22 protein-coding genes, 1 pseudogene and 2 riboswitches are annotated in these 23,906 nt (G+C 53.8%); of the genes and pseudogenes, 13 read left to right on the top strand and 10 right to left on the bottom strand.

Features of this window, described 5'->3' with window-relative positions; genetic code table 11:
• Positions 1–79 precede the first annotated feature (79 nt).
• Together BRO54_RS02195 and BRO54_RS02190 are read right to left on the bottom strand one after the other, a co-directional pair.
• Positions 80–1,615, bottom strand: coding sequence for a solute symporter family protein (locus BRO54_RS02195; protein ID WP_042382600.1), 1,536 nt, complete (start codon positions 1,613–1,615; stop codon positions 80–82).
• A complete protein-coding gene (locus BRO54_RS02190) occupies positions 1,615–1,956 on the bottom strand; it encodes a DUF485 domain-containing protein (protein WP_042382602.1) in 342 nt (113 codons plus the stop codon). The genes BRO54_RS02195 and BRO54_RS02190 overlap by 1 nt, the downstream gene beginning before the upstream one ends.
• A gap of 322 nt (positions 1,957–2,278) precedes the next feature.
• Here BRO54_RS02190 and BRO54_RS02185 point away from each other — a divergent pair, with 322 nt between their 5' ends.
• From BRO54_RS02185 to BRO54_RS02175, 3 genes are read left to right on the top strand one after another with little or no spacing between them, the layout of a single operon-like run.
• Complete coding sequence (locus tag BRO54_RS02185) at positions 2,279–3,694, top strand: branched-chain amino acid transporter BcaP (protein ID WP_074042989.1); 1,416 nt, start codon at positions 2,279–2,281, stop codon at positions 3,692–3,694.
• Positions 3,691–3,945: a hypothetical protein gene (locus tag BRO54_RS02180; protein ID WP_042382606.1), complete on the top strand. Its 255-nt coding sequence runs from the start codon at positions 3,691–3,693 to the stop codon at positions 3,943–3,945. The genes BRO54_RS02185 and BRO54_RS02180 overlap by 4 nt, the downstream gene beginning before the upstream one ends.
• A gap of 39 nt (positions 3,946–3,984) precedes the next feature.
• On the top strand, positions 3,985–5,028 hold the full coding sequence (locus BRO54_RS02175) for an anti-sigma factor domain-containing protein (protein WP_239691173.1): 1,044 nt from the start codon (positions 3,985–3,987) through the stop codon (positions 5,026–5,028).
• 12 nt (positions 5,029–5,040) lie between these two features.
• On the opposite strand, the gene BRO54_RS02170 is transcribed toward BRO54_RS02175, so the two are convergent.
• The gene (locus BRO54_RS02170) at positions 5,041–5,241 is read right to left on the bottom strand and encodes an alpha/beta-type small acid-soluble spore protein (protein WP_074042987.1); all 201 of its coding nucleotides are present in this window, start codon (positions 5,239–5,241) and stop codon (positions 5,041–5,043) included.
• A 276-nt stretch (positions 5,242–5,517) separates the two neighbouring features.
• Here BRO54_RS02170 and BRO54_RS02165 point away from each other — a divergent pair, with 276 nt between their 5' ends.
• From BRO54_RS02165 to BRO54_RS19960, 4 genes are all read left to right on the top strand, one after another.
• Positions 5,518–6,765, top strand: coding sequence for an MFS transporter (locus BRO54_RS02165; protein WP_042381302.1), 1,248 nt, complete (start codon positions 5,518–5,520; stop codon positions 6,763–6,765).
• Positions 6,766–6,981: 216 nt separating this feature from the next.
• A complete protein-coding gene (locus BRO54_RS19965) occupies positions 6,982–7,137 on the top strand; it encodes a hypothetical protein (RefSeq protein ID WP_013523245.1) in 156 nt (51 codons plus the stop codon).
• Entirely contained in the window at positions 7,134–7,301 is a 168-nt protein-coding gene (locus tag BRO54_RS19765) for a hypothetical protein (RefSeq protein WP_011230441.1), read from the top strand. The genes BRO54_RS19965 and BRO54_RS19765 overlap by 4 nt, the downstream gene beginning before the upstream one ends.
• Positions 7,294–7,446, top strand: a complete 153-nt coding sequence (locus tag BRO54_RS19960; RefSeq protein ID WP_167367364.1) for a hypothetical protein — start codon at positions 7,294–7,296, stop codon at positions 7,444–7,446. The genes BRO54_RS19765 and BRO54_RS19960 overlap by 8 nt, the downstream gene beginning before the upstream one ends.
• A gap of 79 nt (positions 7,447–7,525) precedes the next feature.
• On the opposite strand, the gene BRO54_RS02155 is transcribed toward BRO54_RS19960, so the two are convergent.
• The gene (locus tag BRO54_RS02155) at positions 7,526–9,298 is read right to left on the bottom strand and encodes a B12-binding domain-containing radical SAM protein (RefSeq protein WP_074042986.1); all 1,773 of its coding nucleotides are present in this window, start codon (positions 9,296–9,298) and stop codon (positions 7,526–7,528) included.
• A gap of 444 nt (positions 9,299–9,742) precedes the next feature.
• Between BRO54_RS02155 and BRO54_RS02145 the strand changes: the two genes are divergently transcribed.
• Both BRO54_RS02145 and BRO54_RS02140 read left to right on the top strand, forming a co-directional pair.
• On the top strand, positions 9,743–11,959 hold the full coding sequence (locus BRO54_RS02145; RefSeq protein WP_074042984.1) for a PAS domain-containing sensor histidine kinase: 2,217 nt from the start codon (positions 9,743–9,745) through the stop codon (positions 11,957–11,959).
• Positions 11,949–12,440: pseudogene (locus tag BRO54_RS02140) on the top strand (methylated-DNA--[protein]-cysteine S-methyltransferase); the annotation flags it as partial. The gene BRO54_RS02145 and the pseudogene BRO54_RS02140, both read left to right, overlap by 11 nt.
• 174 nt (positions 12,441–12,614) lie before the next feature.
• On the opposite strand, the gene BRO54_RS02135 reads toward BRO54_RS02140, so the two are convergent.
• The 6 genes from BRO54_RS02135 to BRO54_RS02110 all read right to left on the bottom strand — a co-directional run bounded on the left by BRO54_RS02135 (position 12,615) and on the right by BRO54_RS02110 (position 19,818).
• Positions 12,615–13,628 (bottom strand): ABC transporter permease, encoded by a 1,014-nt coding sequence (locus BRO54_RS02135; RefSeq protein ID WP_074042983.1) that lies wholly within the window; start codon positions 13,626–13,628, stop codon positions 12,615–12,617.
• Positions 13,570–15,120, bottom strand: coding sequence for a sugar ABC transporter ATP-binding protein (locus BRO54_RS02130; RefSeq protein WP_074042982.1), 1,551 nt, complete (start codon positions 15,118–15,120; stop codon positions 13,570–13,572). Before BRO54_RS02130 ends, BRO54_RS02135 begins: the two co-directional genes overlap by 59 nt.
• The gene (locus BRO54_RS02125) at positions 15,117–16,277 is read right to left on the bottom strand and encodes a sugar ABC transporter substrate-binding protein (RefSeq protein ID WP_074042981.1); all 1,161 of its coding nucleotides are present in this window, start codon (positions 16,275–16,277) and stop codon (positions 15,117–15,119) included. Before BRO54_RS02125 ends, BRO54_RS02130 begins: the two co-directional genes overlap by 4 nt.
• Positions 16,264–17,331 (bottom strand): S-methyl-5-thioribose-1-phosphate isomerase, encoded by a 1,068-nt coding sequence (gene mtnA / locus BRO54_RS02120; RefSeq protein ID WP_074043011.1) that lies wholly within the window; start codon positions 17,329–17,331, stop codon positions 16,264–16,266. Before mtnA ends, BRO54_RS02125 begins: the two co-directional genes overlap by 14 nt.
• 81 nt (positions 17,332–17,412) lie before the next feature.
• Positions 17,413–18,603 carry an S-methyl-5-thioribose kinase gene (mtnK, locus tag BRO54_RS02115; protein ID WP_074042980.1) on the bottom strand — a complete coding sequence of 397 codons (1,191 nt, stop codon included), beginning with the start codon at positions 18,601–18,603 and terminating at the stop codon, positions 17,413–17,415.
• A gap of 139 nt (positions 18,604–18,742) precedes the next feature.
• Positions 18,743–18,911: riboswitch (SAM riboswitch) on the bottom strand.
• A gap of 94 nt (positions 18,912–19,005) precedes the next feature.
• Positions 19,006–19,818: a carbon-nitrogen family hydrolase gene (locus BRO54_RS02110; RefSeq protein WP_074042979.1), complete on the bottom strand. Its 813-nt coding sequence runs from the start codon at positions 19,816–19,818 to the stop codon at positions 19,006–19,008.
• 97 nt (positions 19,819–19,915) lie between these two features.
• Here BRO54_RS02110 and BRO54_RS02105 point away from each other — a divergent pair, with 97 nt between their 5' ends.
• From BRO54_RS02105 to BRO54_RS02090, 4 genes are all read left to right on the top strand, one after another.
• Positions 19,916–21,103 (top strand): pyridoxal phosphate-dependent aminotransferase, encoded by a 1,188-nt coding sequence (locus BRO54_RS02105; RefSeq protein ID WP_074043010.1) that lies wholly within the window; start codon positions 19,916–19,918, stop codon positions 21,101–21,103.
• 84 nt (positions 21,104–21,187) lie between these two features.
• Positions 21,188–21,296, top strand: a riboswitch (SAM riboswitch).
• Between the two features lie 71 nt (positions 21,297–21,367).
• Positions 21,368–22,609 (top strand): 2,3-diketo-5-methylthiopentyl-1-phosphate enolase, encoded by a 1,242-nt coding sequence (gene mtnW / locus BRO54_RS02100; RefSeq protein WP_074042978.1) that lies wholly within the window; start codon positions 21,368–21,370, stop codon positions 22,607–22,609.
• Complete coding sequence (mtnX, locus tag BRO54_RS02095; RefSeq protein WP_074042977.1) at positions 22,606–23,268, top strand: 2-hydroxy-3-keto-5-methylthiopentenyl-1-phosphate phosphatase; 663 nt, start codon at positions 22,606–22,608, stop codon at positions 23,266–23,268. The genes mtnW and mtnX overlap by 4 nt, the downstream gene beginning before the upstream one ends.
• Entirely contained in the window at positions 23,265–23,897 is a 633-nt protein-coding gene (locus BRO54_RS02090; protein ID WP_074042976.1) for a methylthioribulose 1-phosphate dehydratase, read from the top strand. Before mtnX ends, BRO54_RS02090 begins: the two co-directional genes overlap by 4 nt.
• The last annotated feature ends 9 nt before the right edge of the window (positions 23,898–23,906 follow it).

Raw genomic sequence — 23,906 nt, 5'->3', positions numbered from 1 at the left:
CAAAAAATTGATGAAATACTGCTAATTGGGGCTGACCCAAAACGCATTCGCGTTTTGGATCAGCCCCTTCTTCGTTGTGTTACACGCGCCCGATCCCGGTATTCGCTTTGACGACAATTTCCGTATATTTCTTTTCATCTGCTTTTTTCGACGAGACGAGCGTGCCGACGATGGCGCCGATAAAGCCGAGCGGAATCGAGATGATGCCGGGGTTGGCAAGCTTAAAGAGCGGTTCGCCAACGAAAATGGCGGCACCCGGCTGCGGCGACCAGACGTTCGGGCTGAAGAAGACGAGCACTAAGGCGCTGATGAGCCCGACCAGCATACCTGTAATTGCTCCGGTGGTGTTAAAGCGGCGCCAGAAAATCGTAAAGACGATCGTCGGCAAGTTGGCGCTCGCCGCGACGGCAAACGCGAGCGACACGAGGAAGGCGACGTTCATTTTTTGCGCGAACAGCGCTAACAAAATCGATAATACGGAAACGCCGACCGATGCCCAGCGGGCAGCGAGCATTTGTTCTTTTTCCGTCGCTTGGCCGCGCCGCAAAATATGGCTGTAAAAGTCATGGGCAAACGCCGAGGCGGCTGACAGAACAAGCCCGGCGACAACCGCCAAAATGGTCGCAAACGCTACGGCAGAGACGAAAGCGAACAAGAAATCTCCGCCAAGGGCTTCTGCCAACAGCGGGGCGGCCATATTGCCGGCCGGGTTGGCGGCGACGATTTTGTCATAGCCGACAAACGCGGCGGCGCCAAACCCTAAAAAGATCGTCATTACGTAGAAAATCCCGATGATCCATGTCGCATAAACGACCGATTTGCGCGCAGTCGGGGCGTCTTTGACCGTAAAGAAGCGGATCAAAATGTGCGGCAGCCCGGCCGTCCCCAAAACGAGCGCCAAGTTTAATGAAATCGTGTCAAGAGGATCTTTAAACTTGTTGCCCGGGTTTAAAAACGCTTCGCCAAGCGGTGTCGCGGTTTTGACTTCATGGAACATTTTGGCGATGCTGAAATCGAATTTAGCAAAGACGATGATGGAAATGATAAACGTACCGACCATCAATAAGACGGCTTTGACGATTTGCACCCAGCTCGTTGCTGTCATGCCGCCGAAGACGACGTACACCGTCATCAAAACGCCGACGATCAAGACGGAATAAACGTAGTCTAAGCCCAACAGAAGCTTGATGAGGCCGCCGGCGCCGACAAGCTGGGCGATCATATAGAAGATCGAGATGGCGATCGTATTCAAAGCAGCGACGCCGCGCACTTTCTTATCATCAAAACGGGCGGCGATCATATCGGCCATCGTGTACTTGCCGAGGTTGCGAAGCGGCTCGGCAACGATGTATAAGACGACAAGATAGGCGACAAGGAAGCCGATGCTGTAAAAGAAGCCGTCAAATCCAGTCAGTGCGATCATGCCGGCAATTCCTAAGAAGGATGCCGCGGACATATAGTCGCCGGCGATGGCGAGCCCGTTTTGCCAACCGGTGAGGCTGCTGTCAGCGGTGTAAAATTCGCTCGTCGTTTTCGTTCGCTTTGAGGCGTAGTACGTAATGACGAGCGTCAAGGCGACGATGACGAGGAAGAGGAAAAAGGCCAACCCGTGCATTAGGCGTTTCCCCCTTCCTGCGCTTCTCGCTTCACTTGCTCGACGATTTCATCCAATTGCGCAGCGCGCTTCGAATAAAGGATGCATAAGGCCCATGTCATGACAAATTGCGCAAAGGCAAACAGCCAAGCCCAGCTGACCGGCCCGACCGCCGGCGCATTCAACGCTTTCGAGTAGGACGTCAACACTGGAAGGGCGAAGTAAAAGACGAAGAAAAAGATGGTCGCTGGAATGATAAATCGTTTCTTCGCCTGAACGAGCCCACGGAACGAAGCGGATTGGGCGATTGCTTCATAGTTGATGCCCGCCTGTCCAGCCAACGATTCCTTTTTCACTGCCATAGTGATCCCTCCTCGTTCGTGTTTAAAGCGTTTTCATAAAAGCGGAGCGACAGAACCTGTAATACAACAGGGGCAATCTTCCTCCCTTCTGTCACAAATTTGTCACACACTTATTATATATTTATCTGAAAAATTTGTAAATTGTTTTTTTTGATATTTATTAAAATAGTTTTTTTAGCTTTGCTGCGTCAAAGGGAAAAATTTTTTTGTTGTTTTTCTTATTTTCGCACTTTACAAAAAAACAAGGATCATGTAGAATGACAACTGTATTCGACAATAAAATTCAACAATTTTCTACAAAAAACGACAAGGGGAGACATCTATGAATTTGTTTCGTAAAAAACCGATTCAGTTGCTCATGAAAGAATCGGGAGTGAAAGGAGCCTCGCTGCGAAAAGAGCTAGGCGCCTTCGACTTGACGATGCTCGGCATCGGCGCCATTATTGGGACAGGCATTTTCGTCCTGACCGGGGTGGCGGCGGCGGAACATGCCGGTCCAGCTCTTGTTCTTTCGTTCATTTTATCCGGATTGGCATGCGTGTTTGCGGCGCTTTGTTACGCTGAGTTCGCCTCGACGGTCCCAGTGTCTGGGAGCGCATACACATACAGCTATGCGACATTCGGTGAATTATTCGCTTGGATTTTAGGCTGGGATTTGATTTTGGAATACGGGGTTGCTTCGTCGGCGGTCGCCGTCGGTTGGTCCGGCTATTTTCAAGGGCTGCTTGCTGGTTTTGGCATCGAGCTGCCGAAGGCGTTGACGAGTGCGTATGATCCGGCGAAAGGAACGTTCATCGATTTGCCGGCCATTCTCATCATTTTGTTCATTACATTTTTGTTGAACTTGGGCGCAAAAAAATCAGCCCGTTTCAATACGATCGTCGTCTTTATTAAAGTGGCTGTCATCTTGCTTTTCTTGGCGGTTGGCGTTTGGTATGTCAAGCCGGAAAACTGGACGCCGTTTATGCCGTATGGATTCTCTGGCGTGGCGACCGGCGCCGCGACGGTGTTTTTCGCTTACATCGGCTTTGATGCAGTGTCGACTGCGGCGGAGGAAGTGCGCAATCCGCAGCGCAACATGCCGATTGGCATCATCGTCTCGTTGCTTGTGTGCACATTGTTGTATATTGCGGTTTCGCTCGTATTGACAGGCATCGTTCCGTACGAGCAGCTCAACGTGAAAAACCCGGTGGCGTTTGCGTTAAACTATATCCACCAAGACTGGGTCGCCGGCTTTATTTCGCTTGGAGCGATCGCCGGCATTACGACCGTGCTCCTTGTGATGATGTATGGGCAGACGCGTCTCTTCTACGCCATCAGCCGCGACGGTTTGCTGCCGAAAGTGTTTGCTCGCATCAGCCCGACCCGCCAAGTGCCGTATGTGAACACGTGGCTGACTGGAGCGGCCGTTTCGGTATTCGCCGGCATCATCCCGCTCAACAAATTGGCGGAACTGACGAACATCGGTACGCTCTTTGCCTTTATCACCGTCTCGATCGGCGTGTTGGTGTTGCGTAAAACGCAACCGGACTTAAAGCGGGCATTCCGCGTTCCGTTTGTCCCGGTCGTTCCGATTTTGGCTGTCTTATTCTGCGGCTACCTCGTTCTTCAGCTTCCGGCGACGACATGGATCGGTTTTGTCTCGTGGTTGTTGATCGGTTTAGTTATTTACTTTATCTACGGCCGCAAGCATAGTGAGCTGAATGAAATGGCACGGACTGAAGAAAAGGCTGGATGAGCGGCCAAACAATGAAAAGGGGGCTGTCCCAATGGGGAAACAGCCCCTTTTTCCATTTCGTCAAACTTTTCGGCAACACCGCGTTTCACCCCTTTTTCATTAAGATGGGAAAAACACCTGATTTTTTGCCGCTGGAAGGCGTGTGCTCGGCGGCGTTGGGTTCTTTTGGGGACCTGTGTTCACTTGCACATTTTGAAAAAATTCCCTTTGAACGACGGCCATATTTGGTTTACGATGTGCGAATAGTATAAAGAACGAGCGTCAGTCCGGCTTGTATAAGTGTTCTGGAGTTGGATGAAGAGTTCGTCACTGTATTGACGCCGGAAGGGGAATTTCTCCGATTGAAAAAAGAAAAAGAATGCGAGATTGGAGAAGAGGTCAAAGCGAATGCGGTTGGCCGTCCTTTTCCGTTTCGCCGCCGTTCGTTTCGATATGCGCTCATAAGCGTTCTAACGGCGGCCACGGTGCTTCTGGCGACTTGGATTCAATGGCCTTCCAATGCGGTGTACGCATACATGTCGATCGACATCAACCCAAGCATGGAAGCGGGCGTCGACGCGGAGCTGCGCGTGTTGACGCTGAAGGCTTACAATGAGGAAGGAAAGAAGGTGCTGGCGGCGCTTCCTTCATGGAAACGTCAACCGTTTTCTTCGGTAACGAAACAAATCATTGCGTTAAGCGAACAAAAGGGGTATTTAAAGAAAGGCGGGGAAGTGCTTATTACGACGGTGGAGAGGGAGCGCGACGCCTCTTCGGCGCGGAAGCTGTCTGCAGCGCTCGCGGAAATCCAGCGGTCAGTGGCGGATGACCGGATTGTCATTACCACGGCCAATAGTACGATGGCAGTGCGCAACCAAGCTGTCAAACGGGGGATGACAACCGGAAAACTATTGCAAATCGAGAAAAAGGTGAAACCGGCTGCGCCAGCATCTGTCCGCTCGGCAGATGGAAACGGCCGGAAAGGAGAAGATTGGAAAGATAAGGCCAAAGGCGGAGAAAAAGAAAACAAAACGCCAGCGGCCAAAGAACAACCGACACAACAGCCGTCAAAGAAACAGAACCATAACGAGTCAAACCCGAAGCCATCAAAAAACGAAAAACAGCCGCCGCGCAAGCAGAAACATTCTCATCCGACCAAAGGAAGCCTTTCTCCTGAAAAAGAGAGTTATGCGAAATGGAAAAGCCATGGGAACGCCCGTCCGCTGCGGCCAGGCGCTCATTATGAAAAGAAAAAGGAGAATGGGGGCGACAGCGGCAAGGAGGGACATCGCCGCCCAGCCGACGCCCACCGCCATTCGAAAGCGATGGATGCCAAAACGAAAAAAGCCGAGTGATTCCGCTCGGCTTTATTCCGTTTTTCGGCCTGCCAGCTCGCTTTGCGCTTGGGCGACAAGCCGTTTCGTAATTTCTCCGCCGACGGAGCCGTTGGCGCGCGAAACCGTGCCAGCCCCGAGCTGTACGCCAAACTCTTGGGCGATTTCGTACTTAATTTGTTCCAACGCTTGTTCGATGCCTGGAACAAGCAGTTTGTTGCTTCCGCGTGCCATAGTGTCTGCCTCCTTTATCATTATTATTTTGGTGTGGCATGATTAGTATAGGCGAATGGACCACAAGGTATTGGTGGGAATTAAAGGGGGAGGAGCCAAAACGCGATTCACAAGCTTCCATCCCTATTTGTTTTCGGCTCACTCATATGCATGCAGAGAACAGACGATCAGTCATTTGAGTGAGGGCCATTTACACTTTTAAGCCGCATGCTGTACGAAAAAACGTACATCATATTAGGTGAAATATAGACTCAAGTAGGAAAGGAACCTAAAGCGATGGAATGGACGATGCGGCTGCCAAAACGGACGGAAAGACAGACTGGGCGGGGATGGGCGGTCGCTGCGCTCGCCTCAATTCCGCTTGTGATGACGTTGGGCAATTCGATGCTTATCCCGGTGCTGCCGGTGATGGAAAGAGAGCTCGGCATTACGCCGCTGCAATCGAGTTTGTTCGTTACGATGTATTCCGTTGTCGCCATTTTATTGATTCCGCTGACCGGTTATATGAGCGACCGCATCGGGAGGAAAAAGGTAATCATTCCGAGCCTCTTGTTGGCGGCCGCTGGCGGGGGGCTGGCCGGGTGGGCCGCTTGGCGGATGGAAGACCCGTACGGATGGATGATTGCCGGGCGCATGTTGCAAGGGCTCGGGGCGGCAGGGGCGTTTCCGATCGTTTTGCCGCTTGTTGGTGATTTGTTTCCGGATGATGATGAGGCGAGCCGCTGGTTGGGAGTGGTTGAAACGGCGAATACGTTTGGCAAAGTGTTGAGCCCGATTCTCGGGGCGATGCTGGCCGGGATTGTTTGGTTTTTGCCGTTTTTTTCGTTTCCCGTCTTTTGTCTGCTGTCAGCGGCGCTGATGATTTGGTCCGTCCAAGCGTCGGTGCGGCGGGAGCAGCCGCAGCCGTTTCGGGATTTTGCCGCAGCGGTGGCGGCGATTTTCCGCCGTGAAGGGCGCTGGCTTGTTGGTGTTTTTATGATCGGTGGTTTATTGATGCTCGTGTTATTTGCCTTTTTGTTTTTTCTTTCCAACCGTCTTGAAGACGTTTATCGCATTGATGGAATCAAGAAAGGATGGATGCTCGCCATCCCGCTCGGAGCGCTCTGCCTCGCCTCATTTGCCGCTGGGAAGGCGATTGGCGACCGGAAAAAACGGATGAAATGGGGAGCGGTCGCCGGTTGCCTCTTGTCAGCTGCATCGTTGGCCATCATTTCGTTTCATCCGTCTCTCTCTGTTTGGATGGCGTTGTTTTCGGCTGCCGGCATCGGCATTGGCGCCGCGCTTCCATGCCTGGATGCGCTGATTACGGAAGGAATTGAGAGAAGCGAGCGTGGGACGGTGACGTCATTTTACAGTTCACTTCGATTTATCGGGGTGGCTGCCGGACCGCCGCTGGCGGCATGGCTGATGAAAAATGGTGCAAGTTGGCTTCTTTTGGTGCTCAGCGCACTAGCACTGATCGCCGGTAGCATGGCTGTTTGGCTCATTCATCCAGAACACGCTCAAAGAGAAAAGCTGTCATGAAGGGAAATATGGGACAGTGGGGCGTTTTCAATTTCCCTCTTTCTTGCCGAATGAAAGCCTCTGGATCAGATGATGACAGACGGAAGATGTACCGGCTATGGAGACGCGTGAACTACTCCCGCTTCGCTTTGCTTGAAGCGGGAGTCTTCTTTCGGAACTATGATAAAACGCACCTGAACGAGGCATGATAAGAAAAAATGCGAAAGGAGGATGGGTGTGGCCAACGTCGCATTTCCAGTCGCCCGTCTTCATGACGGGACGCTTCGCCAACTCCAGCAGCTCGAACAGCGGCTGCGTGAAGAAACAGGAGAAGAAATTGTGCTTGTCGCTTATGAGCGGAAAACGGTTGATGAGGAGGAGACGAAACGATGATGAAGCGAAAAGTGAAATTTGACGCAGCGAAAAACAACAATAAAACGCCAACGGAAAGTTTGCCGGATACCGAATTTGCGGCACAATACGCCGGCGAGGAGGACATGATCCGCGGCGCGAACCGCAATTCGAAAAAAGGGCGCCAAGGAGGCGGCGATGGGTAAAGAGCATAAGGAGCGGCCCGCTCGAACGAATGAAGAAATAGCGTTTGAATGGGGCGATTTCGCTGCTTATCAGCCGTTTTGGCTGATCGAGGAGCAAAAGCAAGCAAAGGAGAAGGAGACAAAACAAAAAGAGCCGCCGCGGTGAGGCCGCCGTTTTGATGGGATTGGATCGGTGGGCGGACAAAGAAGAGCGCTGGAAACAGCGCTCTTTTTCGCTTGGGCGTTCAAGCCGATGCGGATGACGTGAACAGGGTGGAAAGCGGTGCAGAAAAGACCGTAGCTCCTGTGCCAGACGGGTCGAAATAGGCGACGATGGCCGTTGGCGCAAACGAGAGCTGCTTCGCGGCGATATAGCGGCCGACATCGACCGGCACGATTTCAACGACCGTATGTTTAAACAATTCCTTTTCCCCGAGCCCGAGGGCGGCAAAGTCCTCCCCAAGCGCCTCGGGGCGCTCAAGCAGCGCGCGGTAGACGGTCGTGCGCGTCGTTTTCTCCGTTTTTTCTTCCCACCACGGCTTGCGCGGCTTATGCTTTTGTCCACGCAAGTAGTCGTATTTCATGAGCGATTCGGCGACAGGCAAGGCATCTGACGCACACGTACGTAAAAACTCATGCAAGCGGCGGAATAAATCCTCAAGCTGATGGCCGATGCGCGCCCAGCCGCGCTCATCCCAATACGCGCCAAACTGCTGGAAAAAGTCAAACGGCGATGGGAACACATCGGTCACCAAGTACTCGATCGTTTCGTCCATTCGATGGGCGTTCCAATACTTTTCGAGCACGTCTTCCACTTGCTTGATGCGGATGACGTCATCAAACGACAAGACGTTGTTGGCGAGCACTTCGTATGGCGCATGGTCCATATACACATAGCCGTACTCCTCGGCGCGCAGGCGCAGCCCAGTGCCGCGCAGCAGTTTCAAAAAGCCAAGCTGCAGTTCTTCCGGGCGAAGGGCGAACACGTCGTTAAACGTCTTTCGGAACGAGTTGTAGTCTTCTTCGGGCAGACCGGCGATCAAATCCAAATGCTGGGCGATTTTCCCGCCTTCTTTAATCATCGTCACCGTTCGCGCCAGCTTGGCGAAGTTTTGCTTGCGCATAATGAGACGGTTCACTTCGTCGTTTGTCGACTGGACGCCGATTTCAAAGCGGAACAGCCCGGGCGGCGCCTCCTTGTTTAAAAACTCGATGACCTCCGGGCGCATAATGTCGGCGGTAATTTCAAACTGAAATACCGTTCCCGGTACATGTTCGTCAATTAAAAAGCGAAACATGTCCATTGCATAGCTGCGGCTGATGTTGAACGTCCGGTCGACGAACTTGATCGTCCGCGCTCCGTGCTTCATTAAATAGCGCAAATCATCCTTAATTTTTTCACGGTCAAAATAGCGGACACCTACTTCAATCGAGGACAGGCAAAATTGGCAGCTGAACGGGCAGCCGCGGCTTGTCTCCACATAGATGATCCGGTTCGGAAGATGTGGGATGTCTTCCGGAAAGCGAAACGGCGACGGCATATCAGCAAGGCGGAGCTTGTTCCGTTGTGGATTCATGACGATGCGGTCTCCATCGCGAAACGCCAGCCCCGCGACATCAGCCACTTCTTTGCGGCCTTCTAAGGCAAAGAGCAGCTGTTTAAACGTTTCTTCTCCTTCACCGATGACGATAAAATCAAACTCCGGCACTTGTTCCATCCATTCGCGCACATCGTACGACACTTCCGGGCCGCCAGCGACGATGATGACGTCCGGAGCTGCTTTTTTCAACAGCTTAACGACTTTGATCGTCTCTTCAATATTCCAAATGTAGCAGCTGAAACCGACGACATCCGGACGGCGTTGGTACAAATCCGTCACAATGTTCAGCACCGGGTCTTTGATCGTATATTCAACGAGCTTGACGTCAAACTCTGGCTGTGCGTATGCTTTTAAATAGCGGATGGCCAAATTCATATGAATGTATTTCGCGTTTAATGTTGTACAGACGATGTTCATCGCAGCAAAACCCCTTTGCTGATAGATGCAATTTGAAACTTTTTCATTTGCAGCTTTTACAGAGCCAATCGGCCTTTGATTGACTGTCGGGCGGGTGAGCAACAACGCTTCCTGACCGACGCATAGGGCGTAAAGTGGGTGATTGTTCGATCTTCCATCGCTTCTTGGCGCGACGGAGGAAAGTTACAGGTTTGGTTTTGTCAGCCGAGAAAATAGACAAAGTTGTTTTTTCGTCAAGGATCTGTTGCCCTTTTTCGCTGCATCTATGATTCATACTAACCTTATTATTATAATGCAGTTTAGCCAAACAAAGAAGCAAAAAAACTTGTCGAACATTGCGGAAAAGATTTTTCGAAAATCTTCGTGAATTAAAGGAGGAGTAAATTTTTCCATAGCGAATATATATTTAGTTGATATGGTTTGAATAGACAAGGAGAGATGGATATGGCCCAAAGCCTTTCTCCTCGGGAAGAACAAAATGCATCGCCGGATGTGCGGTTGCTTGAAGAGGAAAATCGGCGGCTAAAAGAGCGGTTGAACAGCTATTCGGTCATTTTCGAGCGGTCGCTCGATGCGATCGTTATTTTAAATAAAAACGGTGAATTTGTCGATGTGAACGAAGCGGCGTGCAAGCTGTTTGAGATGGATAAGTTTTCGTTGATCGGCCATTCGTTTTCTTCGTTCCTCGAACTCGTGCCGCCCGATATTTTGCTGTTTCAGCGCTCGATGCTGCAAAAGTTCGGTTCGTTCAGCGATGAACTGCTCATCAAGCTGCCGGACGGCAAAGTGAAGCATGTGGAATTTTCGATGAAAAAGGATGTGTTCGACGAATTTGACCTTGTCATGATGCGCGACATCTCAGCCCATAAGGCGCTTGAGCGCGAACGCATCATTCATGAGTTTTTGTTTCGCGACGTATTCAACCGCGCCGTTGACGGCATCGTCATTTTCGATGAATTTGGGCGGTTTATCGATGTCAATCCGGCGTTTTCGATGAGCTTGAACTTGGAAAAAGGCAAACTGCTCAATTTGTCGTTTCAGCAGTTCGTCGCCCGCGAATGCGCCAATGAGTTCGCTCGGCTGCTCGCGGAAGTGAAAGAAAAGGGAACGGCCAAAGGCGAGTTGTCGCTTGTCCGCCCGGACGGAACGGTGAAAATGTTTGAGCTGACGGCGACTTCCAACGTCTATAGCGGGTTTTACATGGCCATTATGCGCGATGTGACAGAAAGAAAAAATATGGAAATCAAGTTGCAAAAAAGCGAAGAACGGTTCCGGGCTATTTTCGAACAAGCGCATGAGGCGATCCTCATTTGGGACGATTTTGGCTACATATTGAACGCCAATCCGGCGGCGAGCCGGACGTTTGAGCTGCCCTTGAATTTGCTTGTGCGCCGCAATTTGTTTGATTTTGTCGACTATGGGGACGAAAAGGTGAAACGCATTTTCAGCGAGTTCCGCCGCAAAGGGGAAATCCGTGACGAGCTGACGTTTCATATGCCGAACGGTGAGGATAAGCAGCTCGAGTTCACAATGAAAAAAGGAGCGATCGACGGGTACCACCTGACGATTTTCCGCAATGTGAGCGAGCGGCGGAAAATCGAGCGCGAGCTGCGCGAAAGCGAGCAAAAGTTCCGGAGCATTTTCGATCATGCGATGGATGGCATTTTGCTTTGGGATGCGCAGCATCGGATCATCGACGCCAATCCGGTTGTCTGCGGCATTTTTTCCGCCGAAAAGGAGGCGCTGCTTGGCCGGATGGTGGTCGAGCTCGTTCCGGAGCGGGCGCGCCGCCAGCTCAATAAGCTGCTTCAACAATGCCAACGCACCGGCGAAGCGAGCGGCGAGGTCGAATTTTTCGACGAGGGAAAAGGGAGAATTATTGAGTTTTCACTGAAAAAGGAAGTGATTCCCGGCGTCGGGATGATGATGCTGCGCGATGTGACCGAGCGCAAGGAGATGGAGCTGCAGCTGCGCAAGTCGGATACGCTCAACGTCGTCGGGGAATTGGCTGCCGGCATCGCCCATGAAATCCGCAATCCGATGACGGCGCTAAAGGGCTTCATTCAGCTGTTGCAAGGAAGCATTGACGGCGACTATTCGATGTATTTTAATGTCATTATGTCGGAATTGAAGCGGATTGAGTCGATCATCACCGAGTTTCTTGTCCTAGCGAAGCCCCAGGCGGTGCAGTACAAACAAAATGATATCTGCAAAATTATGCAAGATACGATCGATTTGATCAGCGCCCAAGCGATGATGCACAACGTGCAAATCATCGCCGACTTCGAGCGCGGGCTGCCGCCGGTGTATTGCGAGCCGAACCAGCTGAAGCAAGTGTTCATCAATATTTTGAAAAACGCCATCGAAGTGATGCCAAAAGGCGGGGACATTACGGTGCGCATCACCCGCGCCGGGTGCTATGTGCGCATCTCCATCACCGACCAAGGATGCGGCATTCCAAAAGATAAAATCAAAAAGCTTGGCGAGCCGTTTTATACGACGAAAGAACGCGGCACCGGCCTCGGCTTGATGGTCAGCTATAAAATCATAGAAGAGCACCAAGGGAAAATTGAAGTGGAAAGCGAAGTCGGCGTCGGCACGACGTTCCATATCACGCTGCCGATCGAACGAATGGAAAGAGAGGACGACGATGACGATTGAATATGCAGTATACCGCTCAGAGCTGCTCGGCGACATTTACATCGCCTCCGACGGCGACGCGATTGTCAAAGTCGAGCTGTTTCCAGAAGAATGGCGCGCGTTCGCCGGCGAACATCCGGCTGTCAAAAGCCAGTCGCCGCTTCTTGAACGCGCGCTTAGGCAGCTGGATGAGTATTTCCACGGTCGACGCCAAGCATTTGACTTGCCGCTGAAGTGGAAGGGAACAGCCTTCCAAGAAGAGGTGTGGGCGGCGCTTTGCCGCATCCCGTATGGCGAGACGGCGACATACGCTGACATCGCCGCGCAAATCGGCCGCCCGAAAGCGGTGCGCGCCGTCGGCCAGGCAAACCGGGCGAATGAACTGTCGATTCTCGTTCCGTGCCACCGTGTTGTCGGCAAAAACGGCGCTCTCATTGGCTATGCCGGAAGCCGCACCGATGTGAAGGCGAAGCTGTTGGAGCTTGAGCGGCGCTACAAGCAGAGAGGCGGTTGCTTTTCAGTTCGCGGAACAGGCATCGGTTCGGGCGGCGTTGCGTGCAGACGAGGAAAGACACAGACGCTGCGTTGAGCAGGCGGGAAGGAAAGTGCCTAGCCGCTTGCCTAGAAAAACGCGTCTGCCCCCGGGGGCGACATCCACGGGGGCGGAGATCGGGCGTTATTTTTTTTGCCAATGCGACAAGGCGAGGGCGCCGACTAAAATGGCGCCTTTTATAATGTCTTGGGCGTAATACGGAACGTTCATCATCGTCAAGCCGTTCAGCAACACGCCCATTAAAATCGAGCCGAACAATGTGCCGATGACGTTCGGCTTGCCGGCGCCAAAGACGGAAAAGCCGATGTAGGCGGCGGCGACGCTGTCCATTAAAAGCGAGGCGCCGGCCGACACTTGCCCGGTGCCGATGCGCGAGGCAAGGACGATGCCGCCTAAGGCCGCAAAAAACCCGCTGATGACGTATGCATATGTCCGATAGCGGTTGACCGGGATGCCTGAGAGCCTTGCCGCCTCGCGGTTTTCCCCGGTCAAATAAAAGAGGCGGCCGGGTTTCGTGTACGTTAAAAACAGATGAGCGGCAATGACGACAAACAGCATAAGCAAGACAGAAAACGGCACGCCGAACAGCTCTCCTTGGCCGATAAATAAAAAGGAAGGAATGAATTTGCCCGGCGCCGTGCCGCCATCGGGCAGCGGCATGTCGTTGTAGATCGAAAACCCTTTCGTATAGGTGAGCTGCACGCCGTTAATGGCGTACATCGTCGCCAACGTCGCGAGCAAGTCCGGCAGCTTGAATTTGACGATCAATAGCGAGTTCAAAAGCCCAACGGCAATGCCGAGCAACAGCGGCACGAGCAAGGTGACGAAAATTTCTTGGCGATATAAAACGAGCGCCGCTGCGCTCGCGATCGTTGCTAGGCTCACCGTCGAGCCGACGGACAAATCGAAGCCATCGACGATGAGCGAAAACGTAATGCCGATCGCCACGAGCGTCACGATCGAAATGGACCGCAAAATGTCACTGAAGTTTTCATACGTAAAAAATCGGTCTTGCGTGATGCCGAAGTAGGCGATAACGGCAAGAATGGCCAACAAGGTGCCGTGTTTATACAACAATTCAAGAATGGACGGCGCCGTTTTTTTCGACGGCGTCGCGGAAACGGCTGGCTGGCTCATGGATCTCACCTCCGCTGCAATAGTAAACGAGCTGTTCATACGTCAGTTCAGCGGCCGGCAGGCGGGCGAGCAACCGGCCATCGACCATGATATAAACTGTGTCACAAACTTCCAGCAGCTCATGAAATTCGCTTGAGAAATACAACACCGTTTTCCCTTGATCGGCGAGGGAGCGAATGATGGAAAACACCTCTTGCTTCGCATGGACGTCGATCCCTTTGGTCGGTTCGTCAAACAAAAAGACGCGTGCGTTTGTGTTGAGCCATTTGCCGATGACGACTTTTTGTTGATTGCCGCCGCTCAAGTGGCGAACGACGGTGGTGCTTGACGGCGGATGAACACCTAGCGAGCGGACGAGCCCGTCGGCTTCAGCCGCTTCTTTCGCCCGGCTGATCCATTGCCAGCGCGACAGGCGGGAAAGAAGGCGGACGGTCAAGTTCGTTTTCACTGACTCGGGCAAAAACAACCCTTGTTTGCGCCGTTCTTCCGGGATGAGGCAAAGGCCGGCGTCGATGGCTTCATAAGGCGATGAGAACACATAGCGTCTGCCATCAATCTCCCACTCGCCGGATGTGTTCCGGTGGGCGATGAGGCTTTCGGCAAGCTCCGTCTTGCCGGCGCCGACGAGGCCAGCGATGCCGACGATTTCGCCGCGGTGGGCGTATAGGTCGACTGTTGTCCCGGTTTTGTCGATCAAAATTCCGCGGGCGGCAAACGCGATGTCGCTTCCGTATGTGCGTGCTTGTTTCGCGGCGGCGGTCCGCTTCGTTCCAGTCATATGAAGGACGATGTCCTCAAGCGGCAGGCTGCGGGCGCCGCCGTGATAGACGACGCGGCCGTCGCGCAAAATCGTCAGCCGGTCAGCGATCTCCTGAACTTCTTTCAGCTTATGAGAGATGTAAATAAAGCCGACGCCTTGCTGCTTCAGTTCATCGATGATGGCAAACAGACGCCTTGTTTCCGCCTCGCTTAAGGCGGCCGTCGGTTCGTCTAGGATGATATAGCGCGCGTTGGATGACAGCACTTTGGCGAGCACAATCAGCTGCTTTTCATGGAGCGAGCAGTCGCGAACCAATTTCGTCGGCGGCAACGACAGGCCGACGCGGCGAAGCAGGGCGGCGGCCCGCTCTTTTTCTTGACGCAACGAGCGAATCGGCCGTTGCTTCACATGGACGAACTCGTCCGCCGCTACATTTTCGTAAATCGGCAAGCCGGGAAAGAGCGCTGTGTCGACTTCTTGAACGACGAGGCCGATGCCGGCTTGTTTTGCTTCGCGCGGCGATGAAAACGTGTATATCGTACCGTCGATCGTGATCGTACCAGCATCGGGCGGAATGGCGCCGGCCAAAATGTTCATGAGCGTGCTTTTGCCGGCGCCGTTCATGCCTAAAAGGGCGTGAACTTCGCCCGGGCGGACGTCAAAGTTCACGCCGTCAAGCACGCGCACGGCGCCAAACGATTTTTCCATGCCCCGCATTGACAACCCGTTCATTTTTTGTTCACCTGAGCCTCCAACGTTTTCATCCACGGCGAGATGGCGACATTCGATTGCCCCCAGCCCGGAATGTATTGCGATAGCTCATTCATCGACACTTGTTTGTCCGGAAGGTCGGACCGTTTCACTAAATGCGGCTCGAGCGAGTAAATGTTCGGCGTTTTTTCGCCGGCAATTTTTTGATACGCGAAGCGCACTTGGACGCGGCCGACTTCGGCTGGGTCGGTCGCCGTTGTCGCCACCCACGGGCTGTTCGGTTTTTGGATCATTTGCAAGTCTTCATCGCTTAAATCGATGCCGTACACTTTAATTTCCGTGCGCCCGGCTTGCTCGATGGCGCGCGTCGCCCCTTTGGCGAACTCGTCCCAAGTTGCGAAGACAGCGTCAATGTCGCCTTTGTTCGGATATTTTTTCAAAATCGCTTCCATCTGCGTTTGTGTGTCCAAAGCTGTGTTGGCGCTCGCCGTGCCGAACTTGGCGATTTCTTTAATGTTCGGATAGCGTTTTTTGAACGCGTCATAAATGACATGGCGGCGTTCCATCGGGGTAAAGCCGCCGACCCAAATCGTGACGATGTTGCCTTCCCCGTTTAAGTCTTCCGCGAGCGTTTTTAATGTTTTCCAAGCGAGGCTGTAGTCGTCTTGGTCGATGACGGTGACGCCCGGAATGTTTAGGTCGTTATCAAATGCGACGACCGGGATTCCTTTTTCGACCGCTTTTTTCACCGGACCCTCGAGCGCATCGGCGCGGCCGTGGTCAAGCAAAATGGCGTCAACATTTTGCGTAATGGCCGTCTCGACGTACGATGCCATTTTCGTCAAATCGTTGTCGGCGTTGTAAATTTGCACTTCGCCGCCGAATTTTTGCACTTGTTCTTTGACGCCGGCGATGTATTGCGATGAGAACGTGCCGATCGACATTTGCATAATGGCGGCGATTTTCACCGGCTTTTTCAGCTTTTCCGGAATGGACGCTTGCTCGTCGCTTGTTGCCGTCGAGTGGCTGGATGTCGTTTCCGTTTTGTTGTTTGTGGTCTTCGCTTCGTTGGCTGGCTTGGAGCTCACGGCATCTTGCTCGTTTGTGCAGCCGGCTGAGATCGAGAACACGGCAAAGAAAAGAAGAAAAAGGAAAGATAAGGCCTTAAATCGCTTCATGTTGCTCCTCCTTTGTGAATAATGATGGCAGTGTTGCGCTGTAGTCGCCGCGGACGATGCCTTTTTCGGTGATGATCGCGGTAATGAGTTCGTTTGGCGTCACGTCAAACGCCGGATTGTATACGTTGACGCCTTCCGGGGCGATGCGCACGCCGGCGATGTGGGTCACTTCATCCGGATGGCGCTCTTCGATCGGGATGTCCGCACCTGTTTTCGTCGCCAAATCGATCGTGGACAACGGCGCAGCGACGTAAAACGGAATGCCAAACGACTTCGCGAGCAAGGCCAGGCCGAACGTGCCGATTTTGTTCGCCGTATCGCCGTTTTGCGCGATCCGGTCGGCGCCGACGATGATGGCGCCAATGCCTTTCGCCTTGATCGTTTGCGCTGCCATGTTGTCGGTGATGAGCGTCACATCAACGCCCGCTTGCATCAGTTCCCAAGCGGTCAGGCGCGCCCCTTGCAACACCGGCCGCGTCTCGAGAGCGTAAACGGATAGTTCAATTCCTTTTTCTTTCGCCAAATAAAACGGGGCGAGCGCCGTTCCGTAGCGGGCGGTGGCGATCGAGCCGGCGTTGCAGATCGTCATCACCCGATCGCCCGGACGAAAGAGCGACAACGCGTATTCGCCGATGCGGCGGCACACATCCTCATCTTCCACTTGAATGCGGATCGCCTTATGGATGAGCGCCGTTTTTGCCTCGTTGACGGAAAGGGCGTCGGCCGCAGCGGTGACGAGCCGATCGAGCGCCCAAAACAAGTTGACGGCGGTCGGCCGGGCGCTGGCTAGGTAGTCACGATCTCGTTTCAAGCGGCGGCGGAATTCATCGAGCGATTCGGTGTCATAGCTTAAAGCGGCAAGCGCCAGGCCATAGGCGGCGGTGATGCCGATCGCCGGCGCGCCGCGCACTTTCAGCGTGGCAATCGCCTCATAGACGTCTTCCAGAGTGTGCAAGTCGATATATTCGATGATGGACGGAAGCTTTTGTTGGTTTAAAATCGTCACATGTGTCTCGCGCCATTCAACGGAGCGTGGGATGGCAAAGGTGCTCATCGCCATCTTCCTTTCTCTTTTTTTGGTTTGTCCGGGTCAGCGCCGCGCATCTTGCATCGAGACCCGGACGATTGTATGTCATTATCGTTCCGTTTCGGCAAACAGCCGGCGGAAGCCGTCTGTTCCCGTCAATTCAGCCCGCTCTACGATCAAGCGGCGGCCGAGGCGGAGCGCATGCCGCTTGGCAGCAAGGCGCACCTCTTTTTGCTCAATGCCGTCAAGGTCGGCGACGTGGGCGAGGCCGATCGTCCGGCGGATGACTTCGCAGCCGGCAAAGCCGACGGCGTCGATGAACGCGTGCCGAAGCACGTCCTCGAGCAAGCCCGGCGTCGCGGCGTACGTTTCCACGCTCTCGGTGCGCCAAAGGTTTGAGAACACGGACGCAAAGACGTCCCATGTCCGGTTGATGTGGTCAAAGAGCGGTTGGCGCTCTAATTCAGGGCGGGACAACGCATTTAACAGCAAATTGGCGAAAAATTGGCCAAGGTCAAACCCGATCGGACCGTAAAAGGCGAATTCCGGGTCGATCACTTTCGTTTCGTCATCGCTGGCGAAAATGCTGCCGGTATGCAAATCGCCATGCAAGAGCACATCGGCTTCGGTTAAAAACTTGCGCTTCAGCTTTGCTGCTTCTAGGTGGAGGCGGTCATCGCGCCAAAGCGCTTCAACGTCTGGGCGCAATTCGTCTTCAAAGTTGTTCGTTTCATGGTCAAAAAACGGGTCGGTGAAGACGAGGTCTTCGGTAATTTTGCACAGTTCCGGATTGACGAAGCTTTGCGCCAATTTCTTTTTCTCTTGCTGGTTCATGCCGAAGTCAGACGTATAAAACGCCGTTTTGGCGACAAACTCGCCGATATGCTGGGACAAAAGCGGATACGTTTTCCCTTCGATCAGCCCTTTGCGGGCGATTTGCAAACGGGATAAGTCTTCCATCACCGTAATGGCGAGCGATTCGTCAGAATAGTAGACTTTCGGCACGTATTGCGGCACGTAGCTCGCAAACGTGCGCAGCGCGTTGCTTTCAATGACGGCGCGCTTTAACGTGAGCGGCCAGCTTTCGCCGACCACTTTGGCGTACGGCAACGCTTGTTTGATGATGACGCCTTGTTTCGTTTCTTGATCGACGATATGAAAGACAAGGTTCAAGTTCCCGTCGCCGATCTCGCGGCATGCAAGCGGCGCCCCGTCGCGGAATAAGCCGAGGCGGACAGCGAGCGCCACCGCCTTCGGTTCGGTCAGCGGTTCGTAAACCGATGTTTGAACAGTGGTCATTTCCTTGTTCCCCCTTTTTTCATTTCGCTCGTTTTCAAATGCCGGTTCTGACGCGCGCTAAAAACTCGGCGTTTCCGGCAAATGAAAAAGCCTCTTTCGCATACGGAAAGAGGCTTGAAGATTCATTCGTTCTTCGCGCCTCTTATCTTTCAGAAAGACATCGGTCTTTCTGTTGGACTTAGCACCGTGCCCTGCGGAAGCATGACGCTTCCGGCGCCGCCCTTGGCGTGCGCCCTATCTCACGATAGTATTACGGTCGGTTGCTGGGCTTCATTGGGCCAATTCCCTCAGCCAACTCTTGATAAGAGTACCGATTTCTCGTATTCAGTTTTTGCAATTTTCACGATGTTATCAATCGTTTGGTTGTTTGATTCGAATGATACATGGTCGATCAATCGATTGTCAATACGTTTTGAAAAATTTTTTTGCCGCTTCGTAGTCATGCGGCCGGCGGTCGGCAAACACCGGGATGCGCGTACGGACGTCCGCAACGAGCGCGGGATCAATGTCCGCCGCGACAATGCCAGGCTTCTCATCCGCCTCGGCGATCACTTCGCCCCATGGGTCGATGATGAGCGAATGGCCGGCGAACACGTTGTTCGGGTCGCGCCCCGCCCGGTTGCAGGCGATGACGTAGCATTGGTTTTCAATCGCCCGCGCCATCAGGAGCGTCCGCCAATGGTGCAGGCGGGGAAGCGGCCATTCGGCGACGACAAAAAGCACTTCCGCCCCAGCCAAAACATGGGCGCGAATCCACTCCGGAAAGCGGATATCATAGCAAATGACCCCGGCGCATGAAAGCCCGTCGAGCGAAAACAAGCCTAAGCTGCTTCCCGGCTGCAAATACAAATGTTCATCCATCAATTGGAACAGATGGAGTTTGCTATATTCACTGACGATTTGACCGCTCCGGTCTGCAACGATCATCGTGTTCGTCACGCCGGTTGCGGTTTTTTTGGCGACCGAGCCGGCGACGAGATGGATGCTGTGTGCTTGCGCTAGGCGGGAGGCGAACGCTTTCGTCCGTTCGGCGTTGTCATCGGCAATCTCACCTAAGCGCTTCAAATCGTAGCCGGTCGTCCATAATTCTGGAAGCACGATGATGTCGGCACCGTCCTTCGCGGCGGATTCCACGGCGCGTTCGGCCCGCCGTTCGTTTTCGTGCGGGTCGCCAAACGCAATGTCAAGCTGAAGGCAGGCGATGCGGATCGTCATGAGTTTTCACCTCGAAAAAATTTTGCTTTACATTTTGCTTTTTACGATATATGATGTTGCACTAGAATTTCAAGAATTTTTTAAGAAGGTGTGGGCGATGACGATCGAAATTCCTTTTTCCGAGCTGCTTGAGCAGTTGCCGAAGCAATTTTTCGCCTCGCTTGTCGCGAAAGTCGGGGAGAAAATCAAGGCCGGATGCGACGTGATCAATTTAGGGCAAGGCAACCCGGATCAGCCGACGCCAAAGCATATCGTTGAGGCGATGCAGCGGGCGGCGGCCAATCCGAAATATCATAAATATTCGCCGTTTCAAGGCTACTTCTTTTTGAAAGAAGCCATCGCCGCGTTTTACGCGCGTGAATACGGGGTGAACATCGATCCAGACCGCGAAGTCGCCATTTTGTTCGGCGGCAAGGCCGGGCTTGTCGAGCTGCCGCTTTGCCTCGTCAACCCGGGCGATGTGGTGCTTGTCCCGGATCCGGGCTATCCGGACTATTGGTCGGGGATCGCGCTTGCCCGCGCGCGGATGGAAATGATGCCGCTTGTTGCGGAAAACGGTTTTTTGCCGGACTATGAAGCCATTCCGGCGGCAGTGGCCGACCGAGCGAAGCTCATGTTTTTAAACTATCCGAACAATCCGACCGGCGCGACGGCGACAAAGGAATTTTTCGCGGAGACGGTGGCGTTTGCCGCCAAGTACGGCATTGCCGTCGTGCACGATTTCGCTTATGGGGCGATCGGCTTTGACGGCCGGAAACCGGTCAGCTTCCTGGAAGTCGATGGGGCGAAAGACGTCGGCGTCGAAATTTATACGTTTTCGAAAACATACAATATGGCCGGCTGGCGTGTGGCGTTTGCCGTCGGCAACGAGCGGATCATTCGGGCGCTTGAGCTGCTTCAGGATCATTTGTATGTCAGCTTGTTCGGCGCCATCCAGGAAGCGGCCGCTGCTGCGCTCCTTGGTCCGCAAGATTGTGTCACGGAGCTGGTCGCATTGTATGAGGCGCGCCGCAATGCGTTCATCGCTGCGCTCTGCGAGATCGGCTGGGAAGCGCCGGCGCCATCCGGGTCGTTTTTCGCTTGGCTTCCGCTGCCAAAAGGCATATCATCCGCACAGTTTGCCGACATGCTGCTTGAGCGGGCGCATGTCGCCGTCGCACCGGGCATCGGGTTCGGCGAGCACGGCGAAGGGTATGTGCGCGTCGGCCTCTTGACCGATGAAGCGCGGCTTCGCGAAGCAGCGGAGCGGATCGGCCGCCTCGGATTGTTTGAAAAAAATTTTTGAAAAATGATTGACAACGCCAATCGGTGATGTCATAATTCAAAGTAAATTTGCCAATCGTTTGACAAGTGCATAAACAAGCAGGCTTTCTTATCAAGAGCAGGCGGAGGGACGAGCCCAATGAAGCCCGGCAACCGGCTTGGCGCGCGCCAAGCACGGTGCTAATTCTTGCAGCGGAAACGCTGAGAGATAAGAAGAGCGCCATGGATGAGTGACGCCTCTTCTTATGAAGAGGCGTTTTTATTTCGAGATTGAGAGGGATGAACGATGAGTGCAGTGATTGCAACGTATTTGCTTCATGATGAAACAGACATTCGGAAAAAGGCGGAAGGGATCGCGCTCGGCTTGACGGTTGGCACATGGACGGATTTGCCGGCATTAGAGCAAGAACAGCTCCGCAAACATAAAGGGGAAGTCGTTGCGATCGAAGAGCTTGACGAAAGCGAGCGGGTAAACGCGTATTTCGGCAAGCGGCTGAAGCGGGCGATCGTGAAAATCGCCTACCCGACAGTCAACTTCAGCGCCGATTTGCCGGCTCTGTTGGTGACGACGTTTGGCAAATTGTCGCTTGATGGGGAAGTGCGGCTGCTTGATTTAGAGTTTCCGGATGAATGGAAGCAACAGTTTCCCGGGCCGCGCTTTGGCATCGCCGGCATTCACGAGAAAGTCGGGGTGCATAACCGCCCACTGTTGATGAGCATTTTTAAAGGCATCATCGGCCGTGATTTGGCGTACTTGACGTCGGAATTGAAAAAACAGGCGCTCGGCGGCGTTGACCTGGTCAAAGACGATGAAATTTTGTTTGACAGCGAGCTGTTGCCGTTTGAAAAGCGGATCACCGAGGGCAAAGCGGCGCTTCAGGAAGTGTACGAACAAACGGGCAAGCGGACGTTGTATGCCGTCAACTTGACCGGCAAAACGTTTGCGTTAAAGGACAAAGCGAAACGAGCCGCCGAGCTTGGCGCCGATGTGCTGTTGTTTAACGTCTTCGCTTATGGGCTTGACGTGCTGCAAGCGTTGCGTGAAGACGAGGAGATTGCGGTGCCGATTATGGCTCACCCGGCGTTCAGCGGCGCCGTTACGCCGTCGGAGTTTTATGGGGTGGCTCCTTCACTTTGGCTTGGAAAGCTTTTGCGGCTCGCCGGCGCCGACTTTGTCCTGTTCCCGTCGCCGTATGGCAGCGTCGCCTTGGAGCGTGAGCAGGCGCTTGGCATCGCAAGGGCGCTCACCGACGACCAAGAGCCGTTCGCTCGGGCGTTTCCGGTGCCGTCGGCCGGCATTCACCCGGGATTGGTGCCGCTCATCATCCGCGATTTCGGCCTTGACAGCATCGTCAACGCCGGCGGCGGCATCCACGGCCATCCGGACGGGGCGATCGGTGGCGGACGGGCGTTTCGCGCGGCGATCGACGCGGTGCTGGCCGGCCGTCCGCTTCGTGCGGCGGCAGCAGAAAACGAAGCGCTGCAAAAAGCGATCGACCGCTGGGGCGTCGTTGAGGTGGAAGCATGACGAAACAGCTCGTTCTCTTTTGTGATTTTGACGGCACAATTACGGAAAACGACAACATCATCGCCATTATGAAACAGTTCGCTCCGCCGGAGTGGGAGGCGTTAAAAGACGACGTTCTCGCTGAGCGCATTTCCGTTCAGGAAGGAGTCGGGAAGATGTTTTCCCTCCTTCCGTCCACGTTGAAGGATGAAATTGTGGATTTCCTGCGGTGCACCGCCCGGTTGCGCGCGGGATTCCGAGAGTTTGTCGCGTTTACGAAAGAGCGGGGAATCCCGCTTTATATCGTCAGCGGCGGCATTGACTTTTTCGTCTATCCGCTGCTTGAAGGGCTCATTGAACCGGAGCGCATTTTTTGCAACGGCTCCGATTTCAGCGGCGAGACGATTCGCATTACATGGCCGCATGCGTGCGACGGTGAGTGCCAAAACGGCTGCGGCTGCTGCAAGCCATCGCTCCTTCGCAAGCTTGCCCGCCCGGACGGGTACCATGTCGTCATCGGCGATTCGATTACGGATTTAGCGGTGGCGAAGCAAGCGGATTACGTGCTGGCGCGCGATTTTCTGCTCCAAAAATGCCAAGAGCTCGGCTTGCCGCATGCGCCGTTTGCGACGTTTTTTGACGTGATTGATGCGTTGCAGCGAATGGAGGTGATCGTATGAGCATCGTCGTGAAAAAGTGGAACGAGCTCGCGGAAGTGAAAGCCGAGCTCGCCGCCCGCGACTGGTTTTTCGCGACAAGCGGCAATTTGTCGATCAAGGTGACGGACGACCCGTTGACGTTTTTGGTGACGGCGAGCGGCAAGGATAAGCGGAAGCAAACGGACGAGGATTTTCTGCTCGTTGACGCCGCCGGAAAACCGGCGGAGGACACGCACTTGAAGCCATCGGCCGAGACGCTCTTGCACGCGGAAATTTACGGACGGACGAATGCCGGCTGCGTCCTGCACGTTCATACCGTGGACAACAACTTGATTTCTGAACTGTATGCGCAAAACGGGGAAGCCGTTTTTTCCGGCCAAGAAATCATCAAGGCGTTCGGCATTTGGGAGGAAAATGCCGCAGTGCGCATCCCGATCATTGACAATTACGCCGACATTCCGACGCTCGCTCGGGAGTTTGCGAACTATGTTCATGGCGACGCCGGCGCCGTGTTGATCCAAAACCACGGCATCACGGTCTGGGGGCGTACGGCGTTTGAAGCGAAAAAACATTTGGAAGCATGGGAGTTTTTGTTCCGCTGGCAGGTGAAACGGCTGCTTTTGCAGCGGACCGGCCTGCCGGTTGGCTAATCCATATGC

Source organism: Geobacillus proteiniphilus, from assembly GCF_001908025.1.
GTDB classification, from domain to species: domain Bacteria; phylum Bacillota; class Bacilli; order Bacillales; family Anoxybacillaceae; genus Geobacillus; species Geobacillus proteiniphilus.
This window is presented reverse-complemented; position numbering and strand designations above follow the sequence as displayed.

Coding starts and splice junctions, on each gene's coding strand:
- BRO54_RS02195 (WP_042382600.1), bottom strand. CDS start 1,615: ATGCACGGGTTGGCCTTTTTCCTCTTCCTCGTCATCGTCGCCTTGACG.
- BRO54_RS02190 (WP_042382602.1), bottom strand. CDS start 1,956: ATGGCAGTGAAAAAGGAATCGTTGGCTGGACAGGCGGGCATCAACTAT.
- BRO54_RS02185 (WP_074042989.1), top strand. CDS start 2,279: ATGAATTTGTTTCGTAAAAAACCGATTCAGTTGCTCATGAAAGAATCG.
- BRO54_RS02180 (WP_042382606.1), top strand. CDS start 3,691: ATGAGCGGCCAAACAATGAAAAGGGGGCTGTCCCAATGGGGAAACAGC.
- BRO54_RS02170 (WP_074042987.1), bottom strand. CDS start 5,241: ATGGCACGCGGAAGCAACAAACTGCTTGTTCCAGGCATCGAACAAGCG.
- BRO54_RS02165 (WP_042381302.1), top strand. CDS start 5,518: ATGGAATGGACGATGCGGCTGCCAAAACGGACGGAAAGACAGACTGGG.
- BRO54_RS19765 (WP_011230441.1), top strand. CDS start 7,134: ATGATGAAGCGAAAAGTGAAATTTGACGCAGCGAAAAACAACAATAAA.
- BRO54_RS19960 (WP_167367364.1), top strand. CDS start 7,294: ATGGGTAAAGAGCATAAGGAGCGGCCCGCTCGAACGAATGAAGAAATA.
- BRO54_RS02155 (WP_074042986.1), bottom strand. CDS start 9,298: ATGAACATCGTCTGTACAACATTAAACGCGAAATACATTCATATGAAT.
- BRO54_RS02145 (WP_074042984.1), top strand. CDS start 9,743: ATGGCCCAAAGCCTTTCTCCTCGGGAAGAACAAAATGCATCGCCGGAT.
- BRO54_RS02135 (WP_074042983.1), bottom strand. CDS start 13,628: ATGAGCCAGCCAGCCGTTTCCGCGACGCCGTCGAAAAAAACGGCGCCG.
- BRO54_RS02130 (WP_074042982.1), bottom strand. CDS start 15,120: ATGAACGGGTTGTCAATGCGGGGCATGGAAAAATCGTTTGGCGCCGTG.
- BRO54_RS02125 (WP_074042981.1), bottom strand. CDS start 16,277: ATGAAGCGATTTAAGGCCTTATCTTTCCTTTTTCTTCTTTTCTTTGCC.
- mtnA (WP_074043011.1), bottom strand. CDS start 17,331: ATGAGCACCTTTGCCATCCCACGCTCCGTTGAATGGCGCGAGACACAT.
- mtnK (WP_074042980.1), bottom strand. CDS start 18,603: ATGACCACTGTTCAAACATCGGTTTACGAACCGCTGACCGAACCGAAG.
- BRO54_RS02110 (WP_074042979.1), bottom strand. CDS start 19,818: ATGACGATCCGCATCGCCTGCCTTCAGCTTGACATTGCGTTTGGCGAC.
- BRO54_RS02105 (WP_074043010.1), top strand. CDS start 19,916: ATGACGATCGAAATTCCTTTTTCCGAGCTGCTTGAGCAGTTGCCGAAG.
- mtnW (WP_074042978.1), top strand. CDS start 21,368: ATGAGTGCAGTGATTGCAACGTATTTGCTTCATGATGAAACAGACATT.
- mtnX (WP_074042977.1), top strand. CDS start 22,606: ATGACGAAACAGCTCGTTCTCTTTTGTGATTTTGACGGCACAATTACG.
- BRO54_RS02090 (WP_074042976.1), top strand. CDS start 23,265: ATGAGCATCGTCGTGAAAAAGTGGAACGAGCTCGCGGAAGTGAAAGCC.